This is a genomic window from Pseudoalteromonas sp. A601 (assembly GCF_002165575.1).
In the GTDB taxonomy this organism is placed as follows: Bacteria; Pseudomonadota; Gammaproteobacteria; order Enterobacterales; family Alteromonadaceae; genus Pseudoalteromonas.
This window is the reverse complement of the sequence record NZ_MXQF01000014.1, coordinates 104673-124152: the sequence shown is the minus strand read 5'-3', so window position 1 is coordinate 124152 and position 19480 is coordinate 104673. Positions and strand designations below refer to the sequence as shown.

Here is a 19480-nt window from a genome sequence, read left to right as displayed (position 1 = left end):
AAAAAAATACCGCTGCTTGGATTATTACCTCAGCGGTATTTTTGCATCTGTAAGGTGTGTTTTAGCTGCGCGTTGGTATGACTCTCGCAGCTATTTAGCTTGCCATTATGCTTTATTGAGTTTATTAGCTAAGTTTATAGTAGTTATAACTGGCTGCTTTCAACGCAATGAGCATTGAAAGCAGCTACTGGGAATAAGAAGTAATTATCCCGCAGTAATGATTAACGAAGCAGTGACTCAGTTAATACAGGGCGCATCTCACGTACAATTGCTTGTGTTAGCTTTGGTGCACCACAAATAAGGTTACCGCTTTGGTTGTAGTTATTGCCGCCAGCGAAATCTACAATCATACCGCCCGCTTCTTTTACCATTAACTCACCAGCAGCACTATGCCAAGGTTTTAAGCCAATCTCAAAGAAACCATCAACACGACCAGCTGCAACATAAGCCATATCTAACGCTGTGCAACCTGCACGACGAATATCAGCAGTATGCACAAACAATGCTTTGAATGCTTCAGTGTATGCATCCATATGGTGCTTGTTCTTATATGGAAAGCCAGTAGCAAGTACAGTACCTGCAAGAACAGTTGTTTTGCTAACACGAAGACGTTTGCTGTTAAGTTGCGCGCCTTGACCACGTGAAGCTGTGAAAAGCTCACCACGGATAGGATCATAAATAACAGATTGGTCTAAACGACCTTTAACTTTTAATGCGATAGAAATCGCGAAATGAGGAAGACCTTTGATGAAGTTTGTTGTGCCATCAATAGGATCTACAATCCATTGGTAATCTACATCCTTGCCTTTGTGCTCACCTAATTCTTCACCCACGATAGAGTGAGTAGGGTAAGACTGTAAAATAGTGTCACGGATTACGGCTTCAGCTTCTTTATCAATATTCGTTACTAAATCGTTAGTGCCTTTTTGTTGCACTTCAACTTTTGATAAATCTTCACTTGCGCGAAGTAAAAGTTTGCCTGCGTTACGCGCAGCGCGAACCGCAATGTTTAACATTGGATGCATGGTTTTACCTTTGGGTTGTAAAAGAACGTTTATATATTTTAAGCCGGCGTATTTTAACGACTTTCACCACAAAGTAAACAATAAACCCGAAATAGTTTTGAGTGTTTTTTGTACGCCCTTGTTTGAAAAGAGGTTTAAATTTATTTTTGTTGCTCTTCAGTCCGTTGAATACATCAGTTTTATCTGCGATCGCAAATAATGCTTGTTGATGCTTCGCGGTACCAAAGCTCCATAAAAAATGCAGTTAGCTGGTGTTCTATTTCTAGCGCTCTTTCGGTTGGACAAAATAATGTAAAACTAGCCTTAAATTCACCTAAGTCTGTGGTGCTAAAATGAATTTCTGGTTCTGGCCCTGAAATCTTTGCGTCCAATTTTCTTTCAATAATAGAATTGTAACGACTAGCAAGATCGTGAAATTCCTCACAGCATTGTTTTGCTTTTTCACTTAAAGCGGTGTAAATCGGGTAGGGGTTGAAGCTCTCTTTACGCACAATAGTGAAATGATGTGTTGTAAACCGCTTGACGAAATTTAAGTTCTTTATTGGCATGACGTATTCACCATCTTCATAAAAAGTTGGAAAGCCTTTTAGATGAATGCTTGATTCCTTTTTTGCAAAAAGGAGTTTGGATCTCAGTTTTAAAATCATCTGATTGAACTATTGTGAGCATAAAAAAGCTGACCAAAAATCGTACATTAATTGATCAGCTTAGTTCGTTTTCCAGAGTTAGCAAATGTAAAGTTTCACTTTTCCAGAGAATAATTTACATAGTAACAAACTCTTCCGAGCCTGTAGGGTGAATAGCTACCACTGAATCAAAATCAGCTTTCGTTGCACCCATTTTCATGGCAACAGCGAAGCCTTGGATCATTTCATCTACAGTAAAACCGATACCGTGTAGACCAACGACTTTTTCATCATCGCCTGCGCAAACTAGCATCATATTACATGCTTGGCGGTGCTGAGTAACGGCTGTGTACATAGCAGCAAAGCTAGATTTATACACTTTTACGTTTTCGCTACCGAATTGCGAAATAGCCTCTTGCTCTGTTAAACCTATCGTACCAATTGGCGGGTGGCTAAATACCACTGTTGGCACTAAGCTGTAATCCATTTTTAAATCATCTGGCAGTTCTTTATTAAACAAGCGTTCTGATAAAGTACGGCCTGCTTTAACGGCAACCGGTGTCAGCTCTATACCATTTTCGATAATATCACCAACGGCATAGACGTTTTCAGCTGTGGTGTTTTGATATTCATCAACTTTCACATAGCCGCTTTCATTCACTTCAACGCCAGCAGCTGCAAGGTTAATTTTATCTGTTGTTGGTGTACGGCCAATGGCCCAAATTACTTGATCAACGTTTTGATTATAACCGTTTTCAAAGTGAATGGTTAAGCTGCCATCGCTTTGTTTGACGACTTCTTTTGGTGAGCATTCGGTATGTAGCGTTGGACCTTCCTTCGCCATAATATCAACAAGTGTGTCGATGATGTATGGGTCAAATGAGCGAAGAGGCTTGTTTTTACGCACGAATAAATGGGTTTCAGTGCCTAAGCTGTGTAATACGCCTGCAATTTCAACGGCAATATAGCCTGCGCCAATTACGGCCACACGTTTTGGTTGTTCGCTTAATTCAAAGAAACCATTTGAATCAATTCCGTGCTCAGCACCTGGGATATTTGGAATAGTTGGGCGACCACCTACAGCAACTAAAATATGATCAGCCGTATATAATTCGCCATTTACTTCAACGGTTTTATTATCGACGAACTTTGCAAATCCATTGATCACAGTCACGCCATTACTGGCTAGGTATTTGTCATAACCTTGGTGGATACGACCAATATAAGCTTCGCGACTTTCGACTAATTTAGCCCAGCTGAAGCTTTTTAGTTCTACATCGAAGCCATAATCTGGTGCGTAAGCATTAATTGCTTCGGCAATTTGTGCACCGTGCCACATTACTTTTTTTGGTACGCAACCTACATTCACACAGGTGCCGCCCATGTGTTGTGCTTCAATAAGTGCTACTTTAGCACCACGCATTGCTGCACGGTTAGCTGAGCCGATACCGCCGCTACCGCCGCCAATTGCAATGTAATCAAAATGCTGAGCCATTTTTAGTCCTCAAGTTTATATAAAACGTAATAGTTTGATGATAACACAAGGTTGACCCGTGAAAAGCCCCTTGTATTTCAAGCTCTGCGCCCCAATTTAAAAATCATCTTCGAAACGATTTGAGAGCGAACATGAGCGATTTACAAAATAACCCACTAGTAGGCCTTGAGGGCTTGCCACCATTTTCAAAAATTAAGCCCGAGCATGTTGTGCCAGCACTTAAAGCGGGTATTGATGAATGCCGAGCAAAAATTGATGAGGTTTTGGCTAAAAAGTCATTTACTTGGCAAGACTTGGTGTTACCGCTTGAAGAAGTTGACGATAAACTTTCACGCATGTTTTCGCCTGTTTCGCATATGAACTCTGTAGTCAACTCAGATGAACTACGTAAAGAATATGAACAATGTTTACCGCTTATTTCAGAGTACTCAACGTTTGTTGGCCAGCATCAAGGGTTATACGACGCTTATAATGCACTGTACAACAGTGATGAATTTAAAACCTTGAGTACCGCACAGCAAAAATCAATTACCAATGCATTACGTGATTTTGAGCTTTCAGGTATAGCTTTAGCACCTGAACAACAAAAACGTTACGGCGAGATAAGTGCTCGATTGTCTGAGCTTGCTGCTAAATTTGGTAACAATGTGATGGATGCCACACTTGCATGGCAAAAACATATTACTGATGAAAGTGAACTTGCAGGTTTACCAGAATCAGCTTTGGCACTGGCTGCCGATACCGCAAAAAGTAAAGAGCTAGAAGGCTGGTTATTCACGTTAGATTTTCCGTCGTATTTACCGGTAATGACTTACGCTGATAACCGCCAGCTACGTGAAGAAACCTATACGGCATTTGTTACTCGTGCGTCAGACCAAGGCCCAAATGCCGGTGAATTTGATAATTCAACGATTATGAGTGAAGAACTTGCGCTGCGCCATGAACTTGCTCAATTGCTGGGTTTTGAAAGCTACGCTGAAAAGTCACTTGCAACCAAAATGGCTGAAACACCAGAACAAGTGTTCTCATTTTTAGAAGATTTAGCTGCTAAATCTAAACCTCAAGCTGAGCAAGAGTTAGCAGAGCTTCAAGCTTATGCTAAAGAAAAACACGGTATTGATGAGTTAGCTGCGTGGGACTATGGCTATTATGGCGAAAAGTTAAAGCAAGAAAAGTACGCTATTTCAGATGAAGTTCTGCGTCCTTACTTTCCTGCCAATAAAGTGCTCAGTGGCTTATTTGAAACAGTAAATCGTTTATTTGGAATTACCGTAAAAGAAGTTAACGACTTTGACAGCTACCATAAAGATGTACGCTTTTTTGAGATTTTCGATAACAGCAATACTTTACGAGGGCGCTTTTATTTAGATTTATACGCGCGTGATCACAAGCGTGGTGGTGCCTGGATGGATGACTGCATGGGCCGAAAAGTGCGTGCCAATGGCCAGTTGCAAACGCCAGTTGCTTATTTAGTGTGTAACTTTAATAAAGCAGTAGGCGATAAACCAGCCTTGTTTACTCATAACGAAGTAACTACTTTATTTCATGAGTTTGGTCACGGTATCCACCATATGCTCACTCAAGTTGAAGCCGCACCAGTTGCAGGTATTAACGGCGTTGCCTGGGATGCAGTAGAACTACCAAGCCAATTCTTAGAAAATTGGTGTTATGAAGAAGAGGCACTTAACTTTATTTCAGGCCATTATGAAACCGGCGAGCCACTACCTAAAGAGTTGCTTGATAAGCTGTTAGCGGCTAAAAACTATAACTCAGGTATGCAGATGCTACGTCAAATTGAATTCTCATTATTCGACTTTAGAATTCATAATGATTATCAAGCGGGTGAAGAATGCCAAATTCAAGCGCGTTTAGATGAAGTGCGTAGCCACACATCAGTTGTTAAACCGCCAGAATTTAACCGTTTCCAACATGGCTTTAGCCATATTTTTGCCGGCGGTTATAGTGCAGGTTACTATTCATATAAATGGGCTGAAGTGCTGTCTGCAGATGCATACTCACGCTTTGAAGAAGAAGGGATTTTTAATCCTGAAACGGGTCAAGCCTTTATGCAGCACATATTAGAAAAAGGTGGCAGCGAGGAGCCAATGGCATTGTTTAAAAACTTCCGTGGTCGTGAGCCAAGTGTCGACGCATTACTGCGCCATAGCGGCATTGCCGCATAACATAAGTTTAATACTGGTATTTAATTTGAGTAAAAAGCGCCTTTTGGCGCTTTTTTATTAAGCTAATAATTCTTCGCAAAATCAGTGCTCCGTACTATGCTTTTTTAAGTAATAAATAAAAAGGGAATAAGCATGACTAAGCTAGTACTGGCAATTGACGATGATAAATATGTTCACCATATTATAGAAGAGTCACTAGCAGGGTTTTGTAAACTCATACATGCTAAAAATGGTGAAGAAGGGCTCAGGAAAGCGATAAAATATAACCCCGATATTATTTTACTTGATGTTGAAATGCCGGGTAAGTCAGGTTACGAGGTATGCCGAGAGCTCAAATCACTTGAGCAAACAAAAGAAACGCCCGTTATGTTTTTATCTGGCAAAAGTGAGTTACCAGAGCGAGTTAAAGGCTATAACTCAGGGGCAGCTGATTATATCGTTAAGCCATTTAACGGCGAAGAGTTAATGGCACGGATCCGTGTTTTATATCAGTATCGACAGCACTCAATTAAGCTTAAAAGTGATGTAGAGCGCGCGCAAATAACCGCGGAATTAGCAATGACTGATTCCGGTGATATGGGGCGAATAATGCGTTATGTTGGGCAGAGTTATCATGCTCATGATGTGAAATCTCTATCAACGTACTTTTTTGAATTTTTCAGACTTTTTAATTTAGAGGTAGTCATTGCTTATTGGCATCAGGAGGTTGGTATATTTTGTAGTGACGAAGGCGCAGTGTGCCCTCTAGAACAAGAGTTATTAGAAAAGCACCGTAATGCCAATCGCTTTGTCGATTTTAGTAGTCGCACTATAATTAACTACCCTAAGGTGTCGATTTTAATAAAAAATATGCCGCTAGATGATGCTGCATTGTATGGTCGCTATAAAGACTTATTCCCCCATATTTTAGAAGTTACGAATGCTAAAATTCAAGATATGGAAGTTAACGAAAGGGCCCTATCTCAAGCACATAGTGTCGGTAATGCGTTTGCTGAACTCTCAACAAAAATGTACGACAACAGTGACGCTAGAGAATTAGCCGTGACCAAATTGGCGGTTCAATTAGCTGAAATTCGTAAAACCATCGAGCAAAAGCCTGAGCTTAAATATAATCAGGAGTTGGTTTTTCATTTAGAGCAGTTAGAACAAACACAATCTGAGTTTTCATCACTTAATGAGGAGTTAGCATTTATAAAGTATCAGCTTAATCATATTATTGAATCACGAAATGAGCTGGTGGTCAGTCTAAGTAAAATTGCAAACCCAGAGCACACACAAGAGGTAACATCACAAACTGATATTGAGCTATTTTAGTGCTATAGCTGGCAGCTCTTGATATACTCTGCAGGCTATTTTTGGTCGGAGTTAGTTTTGGTTATACAGTGTCCTTTTAAAGAAATGCGTTCTTATCTTACTGAAGTAGAGCAGCGATTTGGCTTAGAGCAGTGGGCTGCACAACAACACGGTTTTTCTTTGCATTATGATGATCAAGGGCTTAGCTTACGTAAAACTGATGAGCCAAAACTGGGGGCTATTAGTGTTGACTTTATTACTGGGGCTGCGGCGCATAGACGCAAATTTGGTGGCGGTAAAGGCCAGTCAATAGCAAAGGCGGTAGGTTTAAATAAAGGCGCAACACCGGTGGTGTTAGATGCAACTGCAGGGCTTGGTCGAGATGGTTTTGTATTAGCTTCTCTTGGCTGTAAAGTTATTTTACATGAGCGTCACCCAGTTGTAGCAGCCCTTTTATATGATGGTTTACAGCGTGCTTATAATGATATTGAAATTGGTAACTGGATGAGTGAAAACATGAGCCTAGTATTTGGCTCAAGCCATACATTACTTGCTCAATGCGAAAGTATGCCTGATGTTGTTTATCTTGATCCTATGTTTCCCCATCGTGAAAAGTCAGCATTAGTTAAAAAAGAAATGCGTGTATTCCAAGAGTTAGTCGGCGCTGATACAGATGCTGATGATTTACTCGAATTTTCCTATCCCCTTGCCAGCAAAAGAGTTGTGGTAAAGCGCCCTGATTATGCACCATTTTTAAATGATAAAACCCCCAGCATGCAAATTAAAACAAAGAAGAACCGTTTTGATGTCTATGTGAAAGCAGCGATGATCTAATCTTTTAGTATTTAAAATAAATGCTAAATGACCAACATGTAGTAACTTCATGCTGGTTTTCATTAAACCGTCATAAATAGTTAATATTCTACGCGCGCAGTTAAACGAGGGAGTTCTTTTATGCGCGTGTCATCATTTACCAGGCTATTGGCAGTTTTACTTGCCTTAGCTAGTCTACTCTTAGGTGCTACCCTGTTTTGGGCCAGTCAAACCTTAGTCAAACTTGAACAACAAGACCAATCATATAACCAGTTAAAAAATAAGATTTTGGTCGACCTTGAAGGTCTGCTAGAAGATTACTTAGCTAAGGGAGATAGCTTGTACTTAGGCCAAGCATCTGAACTTATTAGTGAGGTAAAGCGAACGGATCTTAATGTTTTACCCAGCAATTTAAAGCAGCAACTAGATGTTTTACTTACCCAGTTAGACACTGATATTAATGGTAAATACCGAGCGCTAGGTAAGCTCTCTGGTAATGAGACTGCATTGCTTGATAATGCATTACGGCAAATGGCAGGCTCAGCTTCTTCCTTGATTAATTATGCTAATAAAGCGCAGCTACAGGGCCGGTTTGAGCAGCAATATTATGTTTTAGCGAGCGACTATTATAGTGAAGTGACTTCCCTGTCATTATTTACTTATCAACTCATTATTGGCTTTGATCAGGATACTCAAGATAGCTTAATGCAAAGTGTAGCTAACCTAAATCGTTTAGCAAAACAGATTGATGCATTAGAGAATCTCGGCGTTATGAGCGAAGTAGATGAAGATGCCCTCTTTTTTGGTGCGCAAGCAGAAGACTTAGCCGATGAAATTAAAGCTGAATTAAGTAGTTGGCCAAATCGCTATCCGAGGGACTTAGCAAGTACCATTGAGCAAGCCCAACAACGACAAATAGGAATAGAAGATCTACGTAAACAAATTACCTTGTTGTCAGATACCGTGATCAATGCCGAGCAGCAATTAAGTGCTGAGCAAGCAACGTTAAAAAGGCAGGTGCTGGTTGTGTTTGCGATAGCGATTAGCATGTTAGTTATTTTGGCTATTGGTGTTTATATCGTTCAACGAAATCAGGTGCTTAACCCGTTAAGGCAACTTCGTGATGGTTTTGCTTTTTTAATCGAAAGTAATGAACTTAAAAATATAGAAAGTAATAACCCTAAAACAGAAGTAGGGGAAATTGCCGCTTATTTTAACTTGCTAATTGAGCGACAACGTGGCGAGGAAGATGAACGCGCACAAATGCTTAAAGTGATAAATGACTTTATGCAGGAGATGAGTGAGCATTTACATACTATTAGTCAGCAAACCAATGATAGTCACCAGCAAGTTGAGCAAAACCAAGCTTTATTGAGTGATATTCAGCATATAGGCGATCAGGTAAATAATATTAATAGCCAAGTAGCGGATAATGCAAAGCAAACATATGCGGCTATGGAGCAGAGTTTGGGCTTTGCAGAAAACATGCTCAGTGCCAGCTCACATACTCAACAGCGCGTTGATGGTGGCCTTAAAAGCTTACAAGAGTTACTAAGTGGCGTACAAGATGTAGGGCAGGTTATTGAGGTAATTCATACCATTGCTGAGCAAACCAATTTATTAGCATTAAATGCTGCGATTGAATCAGCTCGTGCCGGTGAACATGGCCGAGGTTTTGCGGTAGTGGCAGACGAAGTACGTAAGCTTGCTCGCCAAACACAGGGTTCGTTGAGTGATATAAACGATCAGCTTAATTTGTTAAGCGAAAACTCGACTATGGTATCGACACAAATTTCAGCACTTGCTGATGATGCTCAGTTACAAACGGATAATGCACATGATCTTAAGCGTAACTCTGAAGGAGTTGCCAGTAATGCTCAAGATGCAAATAAAGTGGCGTTTGAAGCAATGGAGTTAGCTAAACAGCAAAATGCATTACTAGAAAATTTTAGTGAGTCGATGCAGAACATGAAAGGGCAAGTCAGTGAATCAAGTCATTTGGTAGAAGATATACATCAACGCTTACAGCAGCAGATGCAAACCATTCGTGGTAGCTTAGGGTTATAAAATTTGTAAGCAGGTTAAAGTTTAATAACTTAAACCTGCTAACAGAAATTACATCATGGTGTCTTTTAAGTACTGAAATAGCTCTTTATAGCTTCGAGCTGGCTTTTCAGCTTTTACTTCTTTTGCCGCGTTTCTTACTAGTTGACGCATTTTTTGGCGCTCAAGTGCTGGGTATTGCTCAATTGTTTCATTGATTAGATCATCACCCTGCTCAATCAGGTCGCTGCGTAATTGCTCAATTTTTTTGATCATTACTTCGGCTTGATTATTTTTATTGAGCATAATATCGATGATGGCTTTTATCTCATCGATATTTTCAACGGTACGTAGCGTTTTAGCGATGTAATTTAGGTGACGACGGTAAGCGTCACTTTTATTGCTTATCTTATCGGCAACAACCATTGCTTCTTTTAGATCATCATTTAGAGGTAAGCGCTCGCGCTGCTTTTTGCCCATTTTAGCAATATCAGAACCTAACTGATGAAACTCTTGCGCATCACGCTTAAGCTCACTTTTCGATACGTAAATAATTTCTTCTTCAATTTCAGCAGGGTTGCCTTTTTTCTTCGCCATGGGGTGCTCATATAAGATCGTTAACTGGAATCATTATACTTGATTCTTTTAATGATTAATATTAGCTGATGCAATGCACTGGGTGTGTTAGCATTTAAACTATATTAAAAGTGATAGCCGCGCAGGACCTACGAACATGAAAAGCCAACAGCAAGATCCTATTTATACACAAATCTCTCAAGTAAAAGACGCCGTAGCAGAAGTGTTAGAACACGCAAAAAAACTGGGTGCAACAGGTGCTGAAGCGGCCATGTCGAGCACCTCAGGTTTATCTGTTAGCACTCGTATGGGCGAAGTTGAAACCATTGAATTTAATCAAGATGGCGGTTTAGGCATCAGTGTTTATGTCGGCAATCATAAAGGCTCAGCCTCTACAGCAGACCTAAACCCGAAAACTTTGCGCACTGTAGTTGAAAAAGCCATCGATATTGCCAAGTTTACCTCTGATGATCCGCACAACGGGGTGGCAGATAAAGAACTATTAGAGTTTGCACCGCTCGATCTTGATTTATATCACCCGTGGGATGTGAGTCCAGAACAAGGTATTGAGCTTTGCCATAGTGCAGAGCAAGCTGCGCTTAATGCCGATGAACGAATTGTTAATTCAGACGGGGCGAGTTTTTCATCTCACCAAGGCTTGCGCGTGTATGGTAACAGCCACGGTTTAATTGCTGGTTATCCGCGCACGCGACATAGCATCAGTACTATGGTTATTGGTAAAGATGGCGAACAAATGCAGCGTGATTCAGCGTATACCGTGTCTCGTGAGCAAGGTGGTTTGAAAGATGCCGCAGCAGTTGGACTTGAGGCTGCAACTGAAACGTTAGCTAAATTAAATAGCCAAAAGCTGGGCACGATGAAAGTGCCAGTTATCTTTCGTGCTGATATTGCTAATTCATTATTTGGCCATTTAGTATCTGCAATTGGTGGCGGTGCTTTATATCGTAAATCGAGCTTTTTAATGGACAGCCTAGGTACGCAAGTATTTAGTGATATTGTTAATATCTCTGAGCGCCCTCACCTTTTAAAAGGGCTCGCATCGACACCTTTTGATAGCGAAGGGGTAAAGACCATTGACCGTGAAATTATTCAAGGCGGTGAATTACAAACTTATTTATTAGCCAGCTATGCAGCTCGAAAAATGAATATGACGCCGACAGGTCATGCTGGTGGTATTCACAATTGGCTTATTGAGCAAACTCACCAAGACTTAGCACAGTTACTAAAAACTATGGGTACTGGCTTATTGGTAACCGAATTAATGGGCCAGGGTGTAAATACTGTAACTGGTGATTACTCTCGCGGTGCAGCTGGTTTTTGGGTTGAAAATGGTGAAATTCAATACCCTGTAAGTGAAATTACTATAGCTGGCAAGCTGCAAGATATGTTTAAAGCCATTGTTGGTTTAGGTGGCGATATAGAACGCCGTGGCGGAATTCAAACAGGCTCAGTACTGATTGAAGAAATGCAAATAGCGGGCAGTTAGAATAAAAGTTTTAGGGCAGTGGTTGAGACCCAGTCACTAGTCCTCACACTGGTTTTTTCATTACCCCTGATCTTCACATGTTTGTAATTAAATTTATTATAAAAAAACTTTACCTCAACTTAACTTTAGGTTTTAAGCTAGCTTTAACTACTTAAATAAAGGAATTTTATTATGTATTTAGAGCACGTGAATTTAGTTGTTGATGACGTTGACGCAATGCTGCACTTTTATAAGGCGGCATTTCCACATTGGTATATCAGAAGTCAGGGGAAAAGCGCTTGGCATGGTAAGCCAAGGCAATGGTTGCACTTTGGCGATGATTATCACTATTTAGCGTTGAGTGATAATGGAGAGCAAAAAAACCGAGATTTAGCAGGTCATCAGGTCGGCTTGGCGCACTTTGCATATGTTACAAATGACATCGCAGCGGTTATTAATCGTTTAGAGCTTGCGGGCTACAGTATTGATAAACTAGGCGCAGACAATCCTTTTCGTAAAAATGTGTATTTTATTGATCCCGCCGGTTTTGAGGTTGAGTTTGTTGAGTACCGCAGTGACATACCCAAAGAGCGTAATAATGACTTATGATATAAATCCAATTAATCACGGCTAAAGCTGTTCCTGCGGTTATTTATATGTAGGAGAGCGCTTTAGCGCCGATGGGTTTCATATATCGCAAATCTAAATATCATCACGGCTGAAGCTTGTTCCTACGGTTATTTATATGTAGGGGGAGCTTTAAGATTTATTCATATCTTTCCAGCTGGTTTTTAGGCTATTAGCAAAGGAGACAAACTTTTCTTTAATGGTACGTTTTACTTTTATCTCCACCGAACCGAGTATTACTTTACCTTCAATAGTAATAGTCGGGCCATGCAGTTTGTTCAGTGATACAGATTTGTTTTCAACACTGCCAACAACACTAAATATTTTAGACACTACATTCACATGTTCTGGTACGTATATCTCATCGCTACCTAATAAACAGTTAACATGCAAAGTGATATGCTGGTGCTGAAAAATTGCATCGGTGAAATCCAATTCTATTGAACCCAATAGATTCGTTATATGAATTTCTTTGGGTACGACCCACTGACCACTACGCTCATTGGAGCCTAGTATACTTCTTAAGTGTAATGCTTCGTCTTGGCTTTGATTACTGTAATAAGGGCTAAACTGCGCACGTTTTTCATTTTGGTAACTAGTATCAGCTTTTAAATCTAAATCACTTACTAGCTCCATTAACACTAAGTTGTCTGTTGCGGCCATAGCTTGGTCTAAGCGACGTTCGAATGCTTCTGCAGATATTACCCCATGACTGTAGTTATAGATTAATTGATCAATAACTTGTTCGCGTACTTGTTCGATTGGGCGATCTTCTATTTTAACTGTCATGACGGGTATCCCTATGTAATGGCTGTATTATTTTTTAACTACGATAACTAAAGCAAAGCTCAGGCCAATAATTAACTTCTTAAAATTCAGTTGCTTATTTTTCACACTCAATTTTTAAGTAGTAATATTAACGACAGATTAATAAAAACAACGACTAAATGGTAAATCTGACACAGGCAGAACAAATTACCGAATTGTTTGTAAATTATTACCAGGTGAATATAGCTATAAAATACCAATCCATTCTAAGTGATTGATTTGTAATTATTTAAAAGTTGGCTTGATGTTCGCATTAACTTAAGTGTCTTTAATCAAAAGGAGAAAGATTATGAAAACATTTAACAAATCTATGATTGCGGCTTTAGTTCTTGGTACAACAGCTATGGGTGCACAAGCAAGCAGCTGGGAAAATGAAAGTAAAGATGCTTGGATTGATGGTAAGGCAGAAACAGTTCTTTTAATGAACACTAATCTTAACAACTTTGACATTAACACTGACGTAAAAAATGGCAAGGTTGTGCTAACAGGTAAAGTGGAAAGCGACTTAGACAAAGAGCTTGCTGAAGAGCTTGTATTAAGCCTTGATGGTGTTAATGATGTTGATAACGAACTGACTGTCGTTAAAAATGTTGATACCGACCACAAACGCATGAAATCTGGTGTTGATGACACTGAAAGCGATTTAACAGACGCAAAAATTAGTACGGTGATCACGACACGCTTCTTATTTAACTCAGAAGTTGGCGGTACAGATATCGACGTAGATACTGATAAGGGTGTAGTTACACTTAAAGGTACTGTTGAGTCAGAAGCTGAAAAACAGCTAGCGATGAAAATTGCTAAAAATGCTGAAGATGTTCGCGATGTAGTTGATGAATTAACTGTTGTTGCTGAATAATCACTTATTATGAAATGCCCAGCTAGGCTGGGCTTTCTTATGCATTTTAGCAAATTGGCAAGGAGCGATCACAATGGATTTAATACGAATTATACTATCAGTGTTGATCCCACCACTTGGTGTTTTTTTACAAGTTGGTCTAGGGGCACAGTTTTGGATTAATATTTTGTTAACATTACTAGGGTATATTCCAGGTTTAATTCATGCGATTTATATAATCGCCAGACGTTAACTAAGTCTTTGCAATACAAGTCTTACAAGGAGGAGTTATGAAACATGTACAAAAGGACTCTCAGCAAAGAAAAGCTGAATGTGCAATGGCGTTATGGACAGCTAAGCAGTGGAAGCAATTTATGGATTCATGATCAAAGGATTGAACGTATCATAATGGATAGGTGACAAGGATTGAATGTATCATTATGGATAGGTGACAAGGATTGAACGTATCATAATGGATAGGTGGCAAGGATTGAATGTATCACGGTGGATGTGACAAGGATTGAATGTACCACGATGGATAAGTGACAAGGATTGAAGGTATCACGATGGATAAGTGGCAAGGAGGAACAAATTACTTAGTAAATTGTTGTCGTAGTTTTAGAATAAACAGGGAGATTGCTAGGATGGTATCCATTAAATCATAAGTGCATGCTTATCTAATTGAGAGCATGCACTTATGAACACGTCTAAAAACGATTCTATTAAATTTCGAAGAGCCTAGATAAGTAACCAAGTCGCAGTACCTAAAAAGGCGAATATGCCAACAATATCTGTGATTGTTGTTAATACAACACTTCCCGCGAGCGCAGGATCAATTTTCATCTTTTTGAGTAGTAATGGAATACTAGCACCCGCAATACCTGCAGCAACCAAATTCATAAACATAGCAAACGCTAAAACGCCACCCAGTTTAAAATCCCATTGCCAAATAGCTACAACACCGGCGATTAAAATAGACCATACCATGCCATTAATTGCACCAATTGCGAGCTCTTTTAACATTAAAAAGCGTTGGTTTGTTTGATTGATGTGGCCTACAGCAATACCGCGGATCACTAAAGTTAAAGTTTGGCTACCTGCTACGCCACCCATTGAAGGCACTATGCCGTTTAGTACCGCAAGGATCGGTAATATAGCCAAGGTATTTTCGAAAAAACTCGCTACTATAGCGGCCAGAAGAGCTGTTAATAAGTTTACACCTAACCACACAGAACGTTTCTTCGAACTTTTTAATATGGGAGCGAAAGTATCTTCCTCATCATCAAGACCTGCTAAGCTTAACAAGCTGTGTTCAGCGTCTTCACGGATTACATCAACAATGTCATCGATCGTGATACGGCCAAGCAAATGGTCATTATCATCAACGACGGGTGCCGATATCCAATTGTGTCGCTCGAATAGTTGGGCAACTTCGCTTTCATCCATGGCGATTGAAATTGATTCGCAGTCTTCATCCATTAAGTCGCGAATGATTTTATCTGGCGGGTTAGTCAAAAGCGTTGTGAGTGACATAGCACCGAGAAAACAATTGTGTTTATCTACAACGTATAAGTCATCGGTACCTTCCGGTAACTCTCCGCGTAGGCGTAAATATCGAAGCACCACATCAATTGTAACGTCAGGACGAATAGTCACCGTATCAGTGTTCATAAGAGCGCCAGCAGAGCGTTCTTGATATGAAAGTGCTTGTGTTGCACGCTCTCTATCTTGGCTATCCATGGCCCCAACTACGTCTTGGTAGACGGTATCAGGTAGGCTTCTTAAAACCTCTCCTAAGTCATCATGACTCATGTCTTCTGTCGCCGCAGCTATATGCTTCGGCTCCATTTGCGCGATGATACCTAATCGTACGTCTTCAGAAAGCTCCTCTAAGACATCACCTTGTACATCAGGATCAACTAATTGCCAGAGTAGTTTACGGATCTTGTGCGGGGAAGATTCGAGTAATAGTGCTGTGTCACAAGGAGCTGTTTTTGCCAACATTCGCCTAACTTGAACAAATTGACCACTATTGAGTGACTTGGTCACTTGTTTTAATTGCTGTAGTGGGTAATCTTGTTCAAAAGCTTCTGGCATTGGCGTCCTTAGGTAACAAATTTTCGGTTGGGTAGGGTGATAGTAAGCTAGCGTTTTTTGCTTTCCTATCGTTATTTAGTTTAACGCAATTTTAAATAAAGTGCGCTATTCATGTTCGTGAAAGCGTTGCTCGATTAGCTCACCTATTGCCGCTAATGCCGGCTCGGCATCTGGCCCTTCACAGACTACTTTAACTTCTTTACCTTGGCTGCTTTCAAGTAGCATTAAAGCTAAAACGCTGTCGCCAGCAGCTTGTTTATCGTCTTGATATAAGGTAATAGTTGCGTCAAACTTCAGCGCGAGCTGAGCTAAAACGCTGGCAGCTCGTGCATGTAATCCTAATTTATTTTTGATTAAAAAAGTGTCTTCTAAATGCATATCAAAGCCTATAGCAGATATTATTCTTGTTCACGATGACGAATTTTTACATTGCTATGACTCATTGCAAAACTTTCACCTATAGTTTGCGCTAAGTAGACAGAGCGGTGTTGCCCGCCGGTACAACCAATGGCAATAGTTAGATAGCTGCGGTTATTACGCTCTAAATGAGGTAGCCAGGTTTGTACAAAAGTTTGAATTTGCCATGTAAATTTTTGCACAATGCTATGGCTAGCTAAATAATCTTTGACTGGTTGATCTAGGCCTGTAAGTGGCTTTAGCTCTGGCTCCCAGTGTGGATTTGGTAAAAATCGGGCATCAAATACATAATCAGCTTCTTTAGGGATACCGTGCTTAAAACCAAAAGATTCAAAAGTGATAATTAACTTTTTATCTTTTTTACCTAAAATCTTCTCACGAATTGATTCTGCTAATTGGTGAACGCTCAACTCTGTTGTATCAAGAATAAAATCAGCACGAGTGATCAATACATCAAGCAATACTTTTTCTTGTTTGATAGCCAAATCAAGGGGCAGAGAATCTAACGATAAAGGGTGCAAACGGCGAGTTTCAGAAAAGCGTTTGATCAGCGTTTGGTCGTCACTGTCTAAATAAAATAAAGTTGGGTTTGCAAAGCCAGGTAAATACTCAAGAATGTCATTAAACTCTTCTTGTTCTTTTGGCAGATTGCGCACATCAATACTAACTGCTGTTTTATCATAGTTATCAGAAACGCTTCGTACGAGTGAAGGCAGCAAGTTCACAGGAATATTATCAACACAATAATAACCGAGATCTTCTAATACGCGAAGGGCAACAGATTTACCAGAACCCGAGCGCCCACTGATGATAATTAACTCCATGTAATGACTCCTTCACTTTCTTATGACTGCTCGACAATAACTTGGTATAAGTCGTGGTCTGATTTAGCGCTACGTAATTGTTTACAAAAATCTTTATCGTTAAGTTTATCAGCAATTGTGGCCAAGGTCTTTAAATGAAGTTGACTCTCACCATCAGGTACGACGAGTGCCACAAATATATCAACAGGACGATTATCAATCGCATCAAAATTAATGGGCGTTTCACTCACTAGTATCAGTGCTAATGGTGTATCAACACCCGTTATTCTACCGTGAGGAATAGCAATTCCACGGCCAATACCTGTGCTTCCTAGTTTCTCTCGATTAAGTAACGAGTTAAGAATTTCTTGTTCTGAAAGGTGAGGGAGTTGTTCATGAGCCAACTGGCTAATAAATTCTAAAATTCGTTTTTTGCTATTAAAAAGGACCGCAGCTTTACTGCAGTCCTTACAAGTAAGTGAACTTAGTTTCATAATATTAGTGTCGAGCGTGCTTCTCTTTGTGTTTGATAACTTGACGATCTAGTTTATCTATTAGGGCGTCAATCGCAGCGTACATGTCTTGGTGTTCTGTTGAAGCAAATAAATCAGCACCACTGAGGTGTATTGTGGCTTCTGCTTTTTGGCTTAGCTTTTCTACGTCTAAAATGACGTGCACGTTGTTTATATGATCAAAGTGCCTTTCAAGCTTTGCAAACTTATTGTGTACATAGTCTCTAAGTGAATCGGTAATTTCTACGTGACGACCAGTTAAATTCAGTTGCATAAGCATTTTCCTTCTTTGTTTTTTTACGCCTTAAATCAAGCTCTTTCTTTGATTTGACGGTGGAATAGCCAGTGACTCGCGATATTTTGCGATTGTACGTCTAGCTACTTTGATACCTTGCTCTGCCAATATATCTGCAATTTTGCTATCACTCAATGGTTTCGCTGAGTTTTCTGCGCTAATTAATTTTCTAATTAATGCGCGGATCGCTGTAGATGAACATTCACCACCGTTTTCAGTGCTCACATGGCTTGAGAAAAAATACTTTAACTCAAAAATCCCTCTTGGGGTGTGCATGTACTTTTGCGTGGTAACACGTGATATGGTTGATTCATGCATCTCTACCATTTCAGCAACATCGTTTAATACCATAGGGCGCATTGCTTCAGGGCCATGCTCAAAGAACCCTTGTTGCTGTTGAACGATACAGTTGGTTACTTTAAGTAATGTGTCATTACGGCTTTCTAAACTTTTTATAAACCACTTTGCTTCTTGCAAGTGGGAGCGAATAAATTGGCTGTCGCTACTCGATTTAACCGAGCGAGACATAGCTGCATATTGGCTGTTTACTCTAATTTTAGGCATGCTATCGGGGTTTAACTCAACAACCCAACGGCCTTTAATTTTCTTTACTGAGACATCTGGAATAACGTATTCAGACTCTTCACGTACGATGCTATCCGCAGGCTTTGGGTTTAGACTGTGGATGAGTGTCATCACTTCTTTAAGTTCATCTTCCTTAAGCTTAGTCTTTTTCATCAAAGTGCGATAGTCACGACTGGCCAATAAATCGATGTGCTCAGTTAAAATCATTTTTGTCTCGCTGATCCAAGGAGTTGCGGGGTCAAATTGATTTAGTTGAATACATAAACATTCTTGCAAGCTGCGTGCACCAATACCAATTGGGTCAAACAGTTGAATACGTTTTAAAACGGCTTGCACTTCATCAAGCTCAATTTCTTCTTCGTTATTATCTTTATTTAGGCTCTCTGCAATGTCTTCACAACTTAGAGTTAAAATACCTGACTCGTCGATAGCTTCGACAATGGCAATAGCGATCGCCTCGTCGGTCGGACTAAATGGGGTGAGCTGTAACTGCCACATAATATATTCATGCAAGGTTTCGGTTGAAGCACCTTGATAAATAGATTCATCTTCAGGCATCGGGCCTGATGAGCTGGCAGGAGCAGCACTCATGTACTCATCCCAGGTCACATCCATAGCCATGTCATCACTTACTGTGTCTTTATTAAGTGCTTCGCTGCTTTCTTGTTCGTATTCGCTGGGTGTTTCATCGGCTGAGGCACTTACTGTGACATCGTCAGTGTCTTGTTTTTGTTCATTTTTGCCAGCCGTTTCATCACCAAACTCTTGCTCTTCGACTTCAAGCAGTGGATTGCTGTCGAGTGCTTCTTGAATTTCTTGCTGGAGATCCAATGTACTTAACTGCAATAAGCGAATTGCTTGTTGCAGTTGTGGTGTCATTGTAAGTTGCTGGCCCATGCGCAGCTGGAGTGATTGCCTCATTTATCTCTAACAATCCT

Annotated in this window: 18 protein-coding genes and 1 pseudogene; 8 read left to right on the top strand and 11 right to left on the bottom strand. The window is 40.2% G+C overall.

Annotated features, from left to right (window positions below; all coding sequences use genetic code 11):
• Window positions 1–221: 221 nt before the first annotated feature.
• The 3 genes and pseudogenes from suhB to gorA all read right to left on the bottom strand — a co-directional run bounded on the left by suhB (window position 222) and on the right by gorA (window position 3146).
• Window positions 222–1025: an inositol-1-monophosphatase gene (gene suhB / locus B5G52_RS13410; RefSeq protein WP_087533145.1), complete on the bottom strand. Its 804-nt coding sequence runs from the start codon at window positions 1023–1025 to the stop codon at window positions 222–224.
• A gap of 179 nt (window positions 1026–1204) precedes the next feature.
• Window positions 1205–1567: pseudogene (locus tag B5G52_RS13405) on the bottom strand (mechanosensitive ion channel family protein); the annotation flags it as partial.
• 220 nt (window positions 1568–1787) lie between these two features.
• Window positions 1788–3146: a glutathione-disulfide reductase gene (gene gorA, locus B5G52_RS13400; protein ID WP_087533144.1), complete on the bottom strand. Its 1359-nt coding sequence runs from the start codon at window positions 3144–3146 to the stop codon at window positions 1788–1790.
• Window positions 3147–3277: 131 nt separating this feature from the next.
• On the opposite strand from gorA, the gene prlC reads away from it, so the two are divergent.
• The 4 genes from prlC (at window position 3278) to B5G52_RS13380 (ending at window position 9502) form a co-directional block, all read left to right on the top strand.
• Window positions 3278–5329: an oligopeptidase A gene (gene prlC / locus B5G52_RS13395; RefSeq protein ID WP_087533143.1), complete on the top strand. Its 2052-nt coding sequence runs from the start codon at window positions 3278–3280 to the stop codon at window positions 5327–5329.
• Between the two features lie 132 nt (window positions 5330–5461).
• Window positions 5462–6643 carry a two-component system response regulator gene (locus B5G52_RS13390; RefSeq protein WP_087533142.1) on the top strand — a complete coding sequence of 394 codons (1182 nt, stop codon included), beginning with the start codon at window positions 5462–5464 and terminating at the stop codon, window positions 6641–6643.
• 57 nt (window positions 6644–6700) lie between these two features.
• Window positions 6701–7456: a class I SAM-dependent methyltransferase gene (locus B5G52_RS13385; RefSeq protein ID WP_087533164.1), complete on the top strand. Its 756-nt coding sequence runs from the start codon at window positions 6701–6703 to the stop codon at window positions 7454–7456.
• 120 nt (window positions 7457–7576) lie between these two features.
• The gene (locus B5G52_RS13380) at window positions 7577–9502 is read left to right on the top strand and encodes a methyl-accepting chemotaxis protein (protein WP_087533141.1); all 1926 of its coding nucleotides are present in this window, start codon (window positions 7577–7579) and stop codon (window positions 9500–9502) included.
• 48 nt (window positions 9503–9550) lie between these two features.
• Here B5G52_RS13380 and yjgA read toward each other — a convergent pair whose 3' ends face one another.
• Window positions 9551–10075 carry a ribosome biogenesis factor YjgA gene (gene yjgA, locus B5G52_RS13375; RefSeq protein WP_087533140.1) on the bottom strand — a complete coding sequence of 175 codons (525 nt, stop codon included), beginning with the start codon at window positions 10073–10075 and terminating at the stop codon, window positions 9551–9553.
• A gap of 136 nt (window positions 10076–10211) precedes the next feature.
• Here yjgA and pmbA point away from each other — a divergent pair, with 136 nt between their 5' ends.
• Both pmbA and B5G52_RS13365 read left to right on the top strand, forming a co-directional pair.
• Entirely contained in the window at window positions 10212–11561 is a 1350-nt protein-coding gene (gene pmbA, locus B5G52_RS13370) for a metalloprotease PmbA (RefSeq protein WP_087533139.1), read from the top strand.
• A gap of 171 nt (window positions 11562–11732) precedes the next feature.
• Window positions 11733–12149 (top strand): VOC family protein, encoded by a 417-nt coding sequence (locus B5G52_RS13365; RefSeq protein WP_087533138.1) that lies wholly within the window; start codon window positions 11733–11735, stop codon window positions 12147–12149.
• Between the two features lie 150 nt (window positions 12150–12299).
• Here B5G52_RS13365 and B5G52_RS13360 read toward each other — a convergent pair whose 3' ends face one another.
• Window positions 12300–12956, bottom strand: coding sequence for a LiaF domain-containing protein (locus B5G52_RS13360; protein WP_087533137.1), 657 nt, complete (start codon window positions 12954–12956; stop codon window positions 12300–12302).
• A gap of 328 nt (window positions 12957–13284) precedes the next feature.
• On the opposite strand from B5G52_RS13360, the gene B5G52_RS13355 reads away from it, so the two are divergent.
• Together B5G52_RS13355 and B5G52_RS13350 are read left to right on the top strand one after the other, a co-directional pair.
• Complete coding sequence (locus tag B5G52_RS13355) at window positions 13285–13854, top strand: BON domain-containing protein (RefSeq protein ID WP_087533136.1); 570 nt, start codon at window positions 13285–13287, stop codon at window positions 13852–13854.
• Between the two features lie 73 nt (window positions 13855–13927).
• A complete protein-coding gene (locus B5G52_RS13350; protein WP_087533135.1) occupies window positions 13928–14086 on the top strand; it encodes a YqaE/Pmp3 family membrane protein in 159 nt (52 codons plus the stop codon).
• A gap of 485 nt (window positions 14087–14571) precedes the next feature.
• On the opposite strand, the gene mgtE is transcribed toward B5G52_RS13350, so the two are convergent.
• From mgtE to B5G52_RS13320, 6 genes are all read right to left on the bottom strand, one after another.
• Window positions 14572–15930: a magnesium transporter gene (mgtE, locus tag B5G52_RS13345; RefSeq protein ID WP_087533134.1), complete on the bottom strand. Its 1359-nt coding sequence runs from the start codon at window positions 15928–15930 to the stop codon at window positions 14572–14574.
• A 105-nt stretch (window positions 15931–16035) separates the two neighbouring features.
• A complete protein-coding gene (locus tag B5G52_RS13340) occupies window positions 16036–16308 on the bottom strand; it encodes an HPr family phosphocarrier protein (RefSeq protein WP_087533133.1) in 273 nt (90 codons plus the stop codon).
• Window positions 16309–16328: 20 nt separating this feature from the next.
• Entirely contained in the window at window positions 16329–17171 is an 843-nt protein-coding gene (rapZ, locus tag B5G52_RS13335; RefSeq protein ID WP_087533132.1) for an RNase adapter RapZ, read from the bottom strand.
• Between the two features lie 20 nt (window positions 17172–17191).
• Window positions 17192–17644 carry a PTS IIA-like nitrogen regulatory protein PtsN gene (gene ptsN / locus B5G52_RS13330; RefSeq protein ID WP_087533131.1) on the bottom strand — a complete coding sequence of 151 codons (453 nt, stop codon included), beginning with the start codon at window positions 17642–17644 and terminating at the stop codon, window positions 17192–17194.
• 4 nt (window positions 17645–17648) lie between these two features.
• Window positions 17649–17936, bottom strand: a complete 288-nt coding sequence (gene hpf / locus B5G52_RS13325; protein WP_087533130.1) for a ribosome hibernation promoting factor — start codon at window positions 17934–17936, stop codon at window positions 17649–17651.
• Between the two features lie 30 nt (window positions 17937–17966).
• Window positions 17967–19463 (bottom strand): RNA polymerase factor sigma-54, encoded by a 1497-nt coding sequence (locus B5G52_RS13320; RefSeq protein WP_087533129.1) that lies wholly within the window; start codon window positions 19461–19463, stop codon window positions 17967–17969.
• Window positions 19464–19480: the final 17 nt, after the last annotated feature.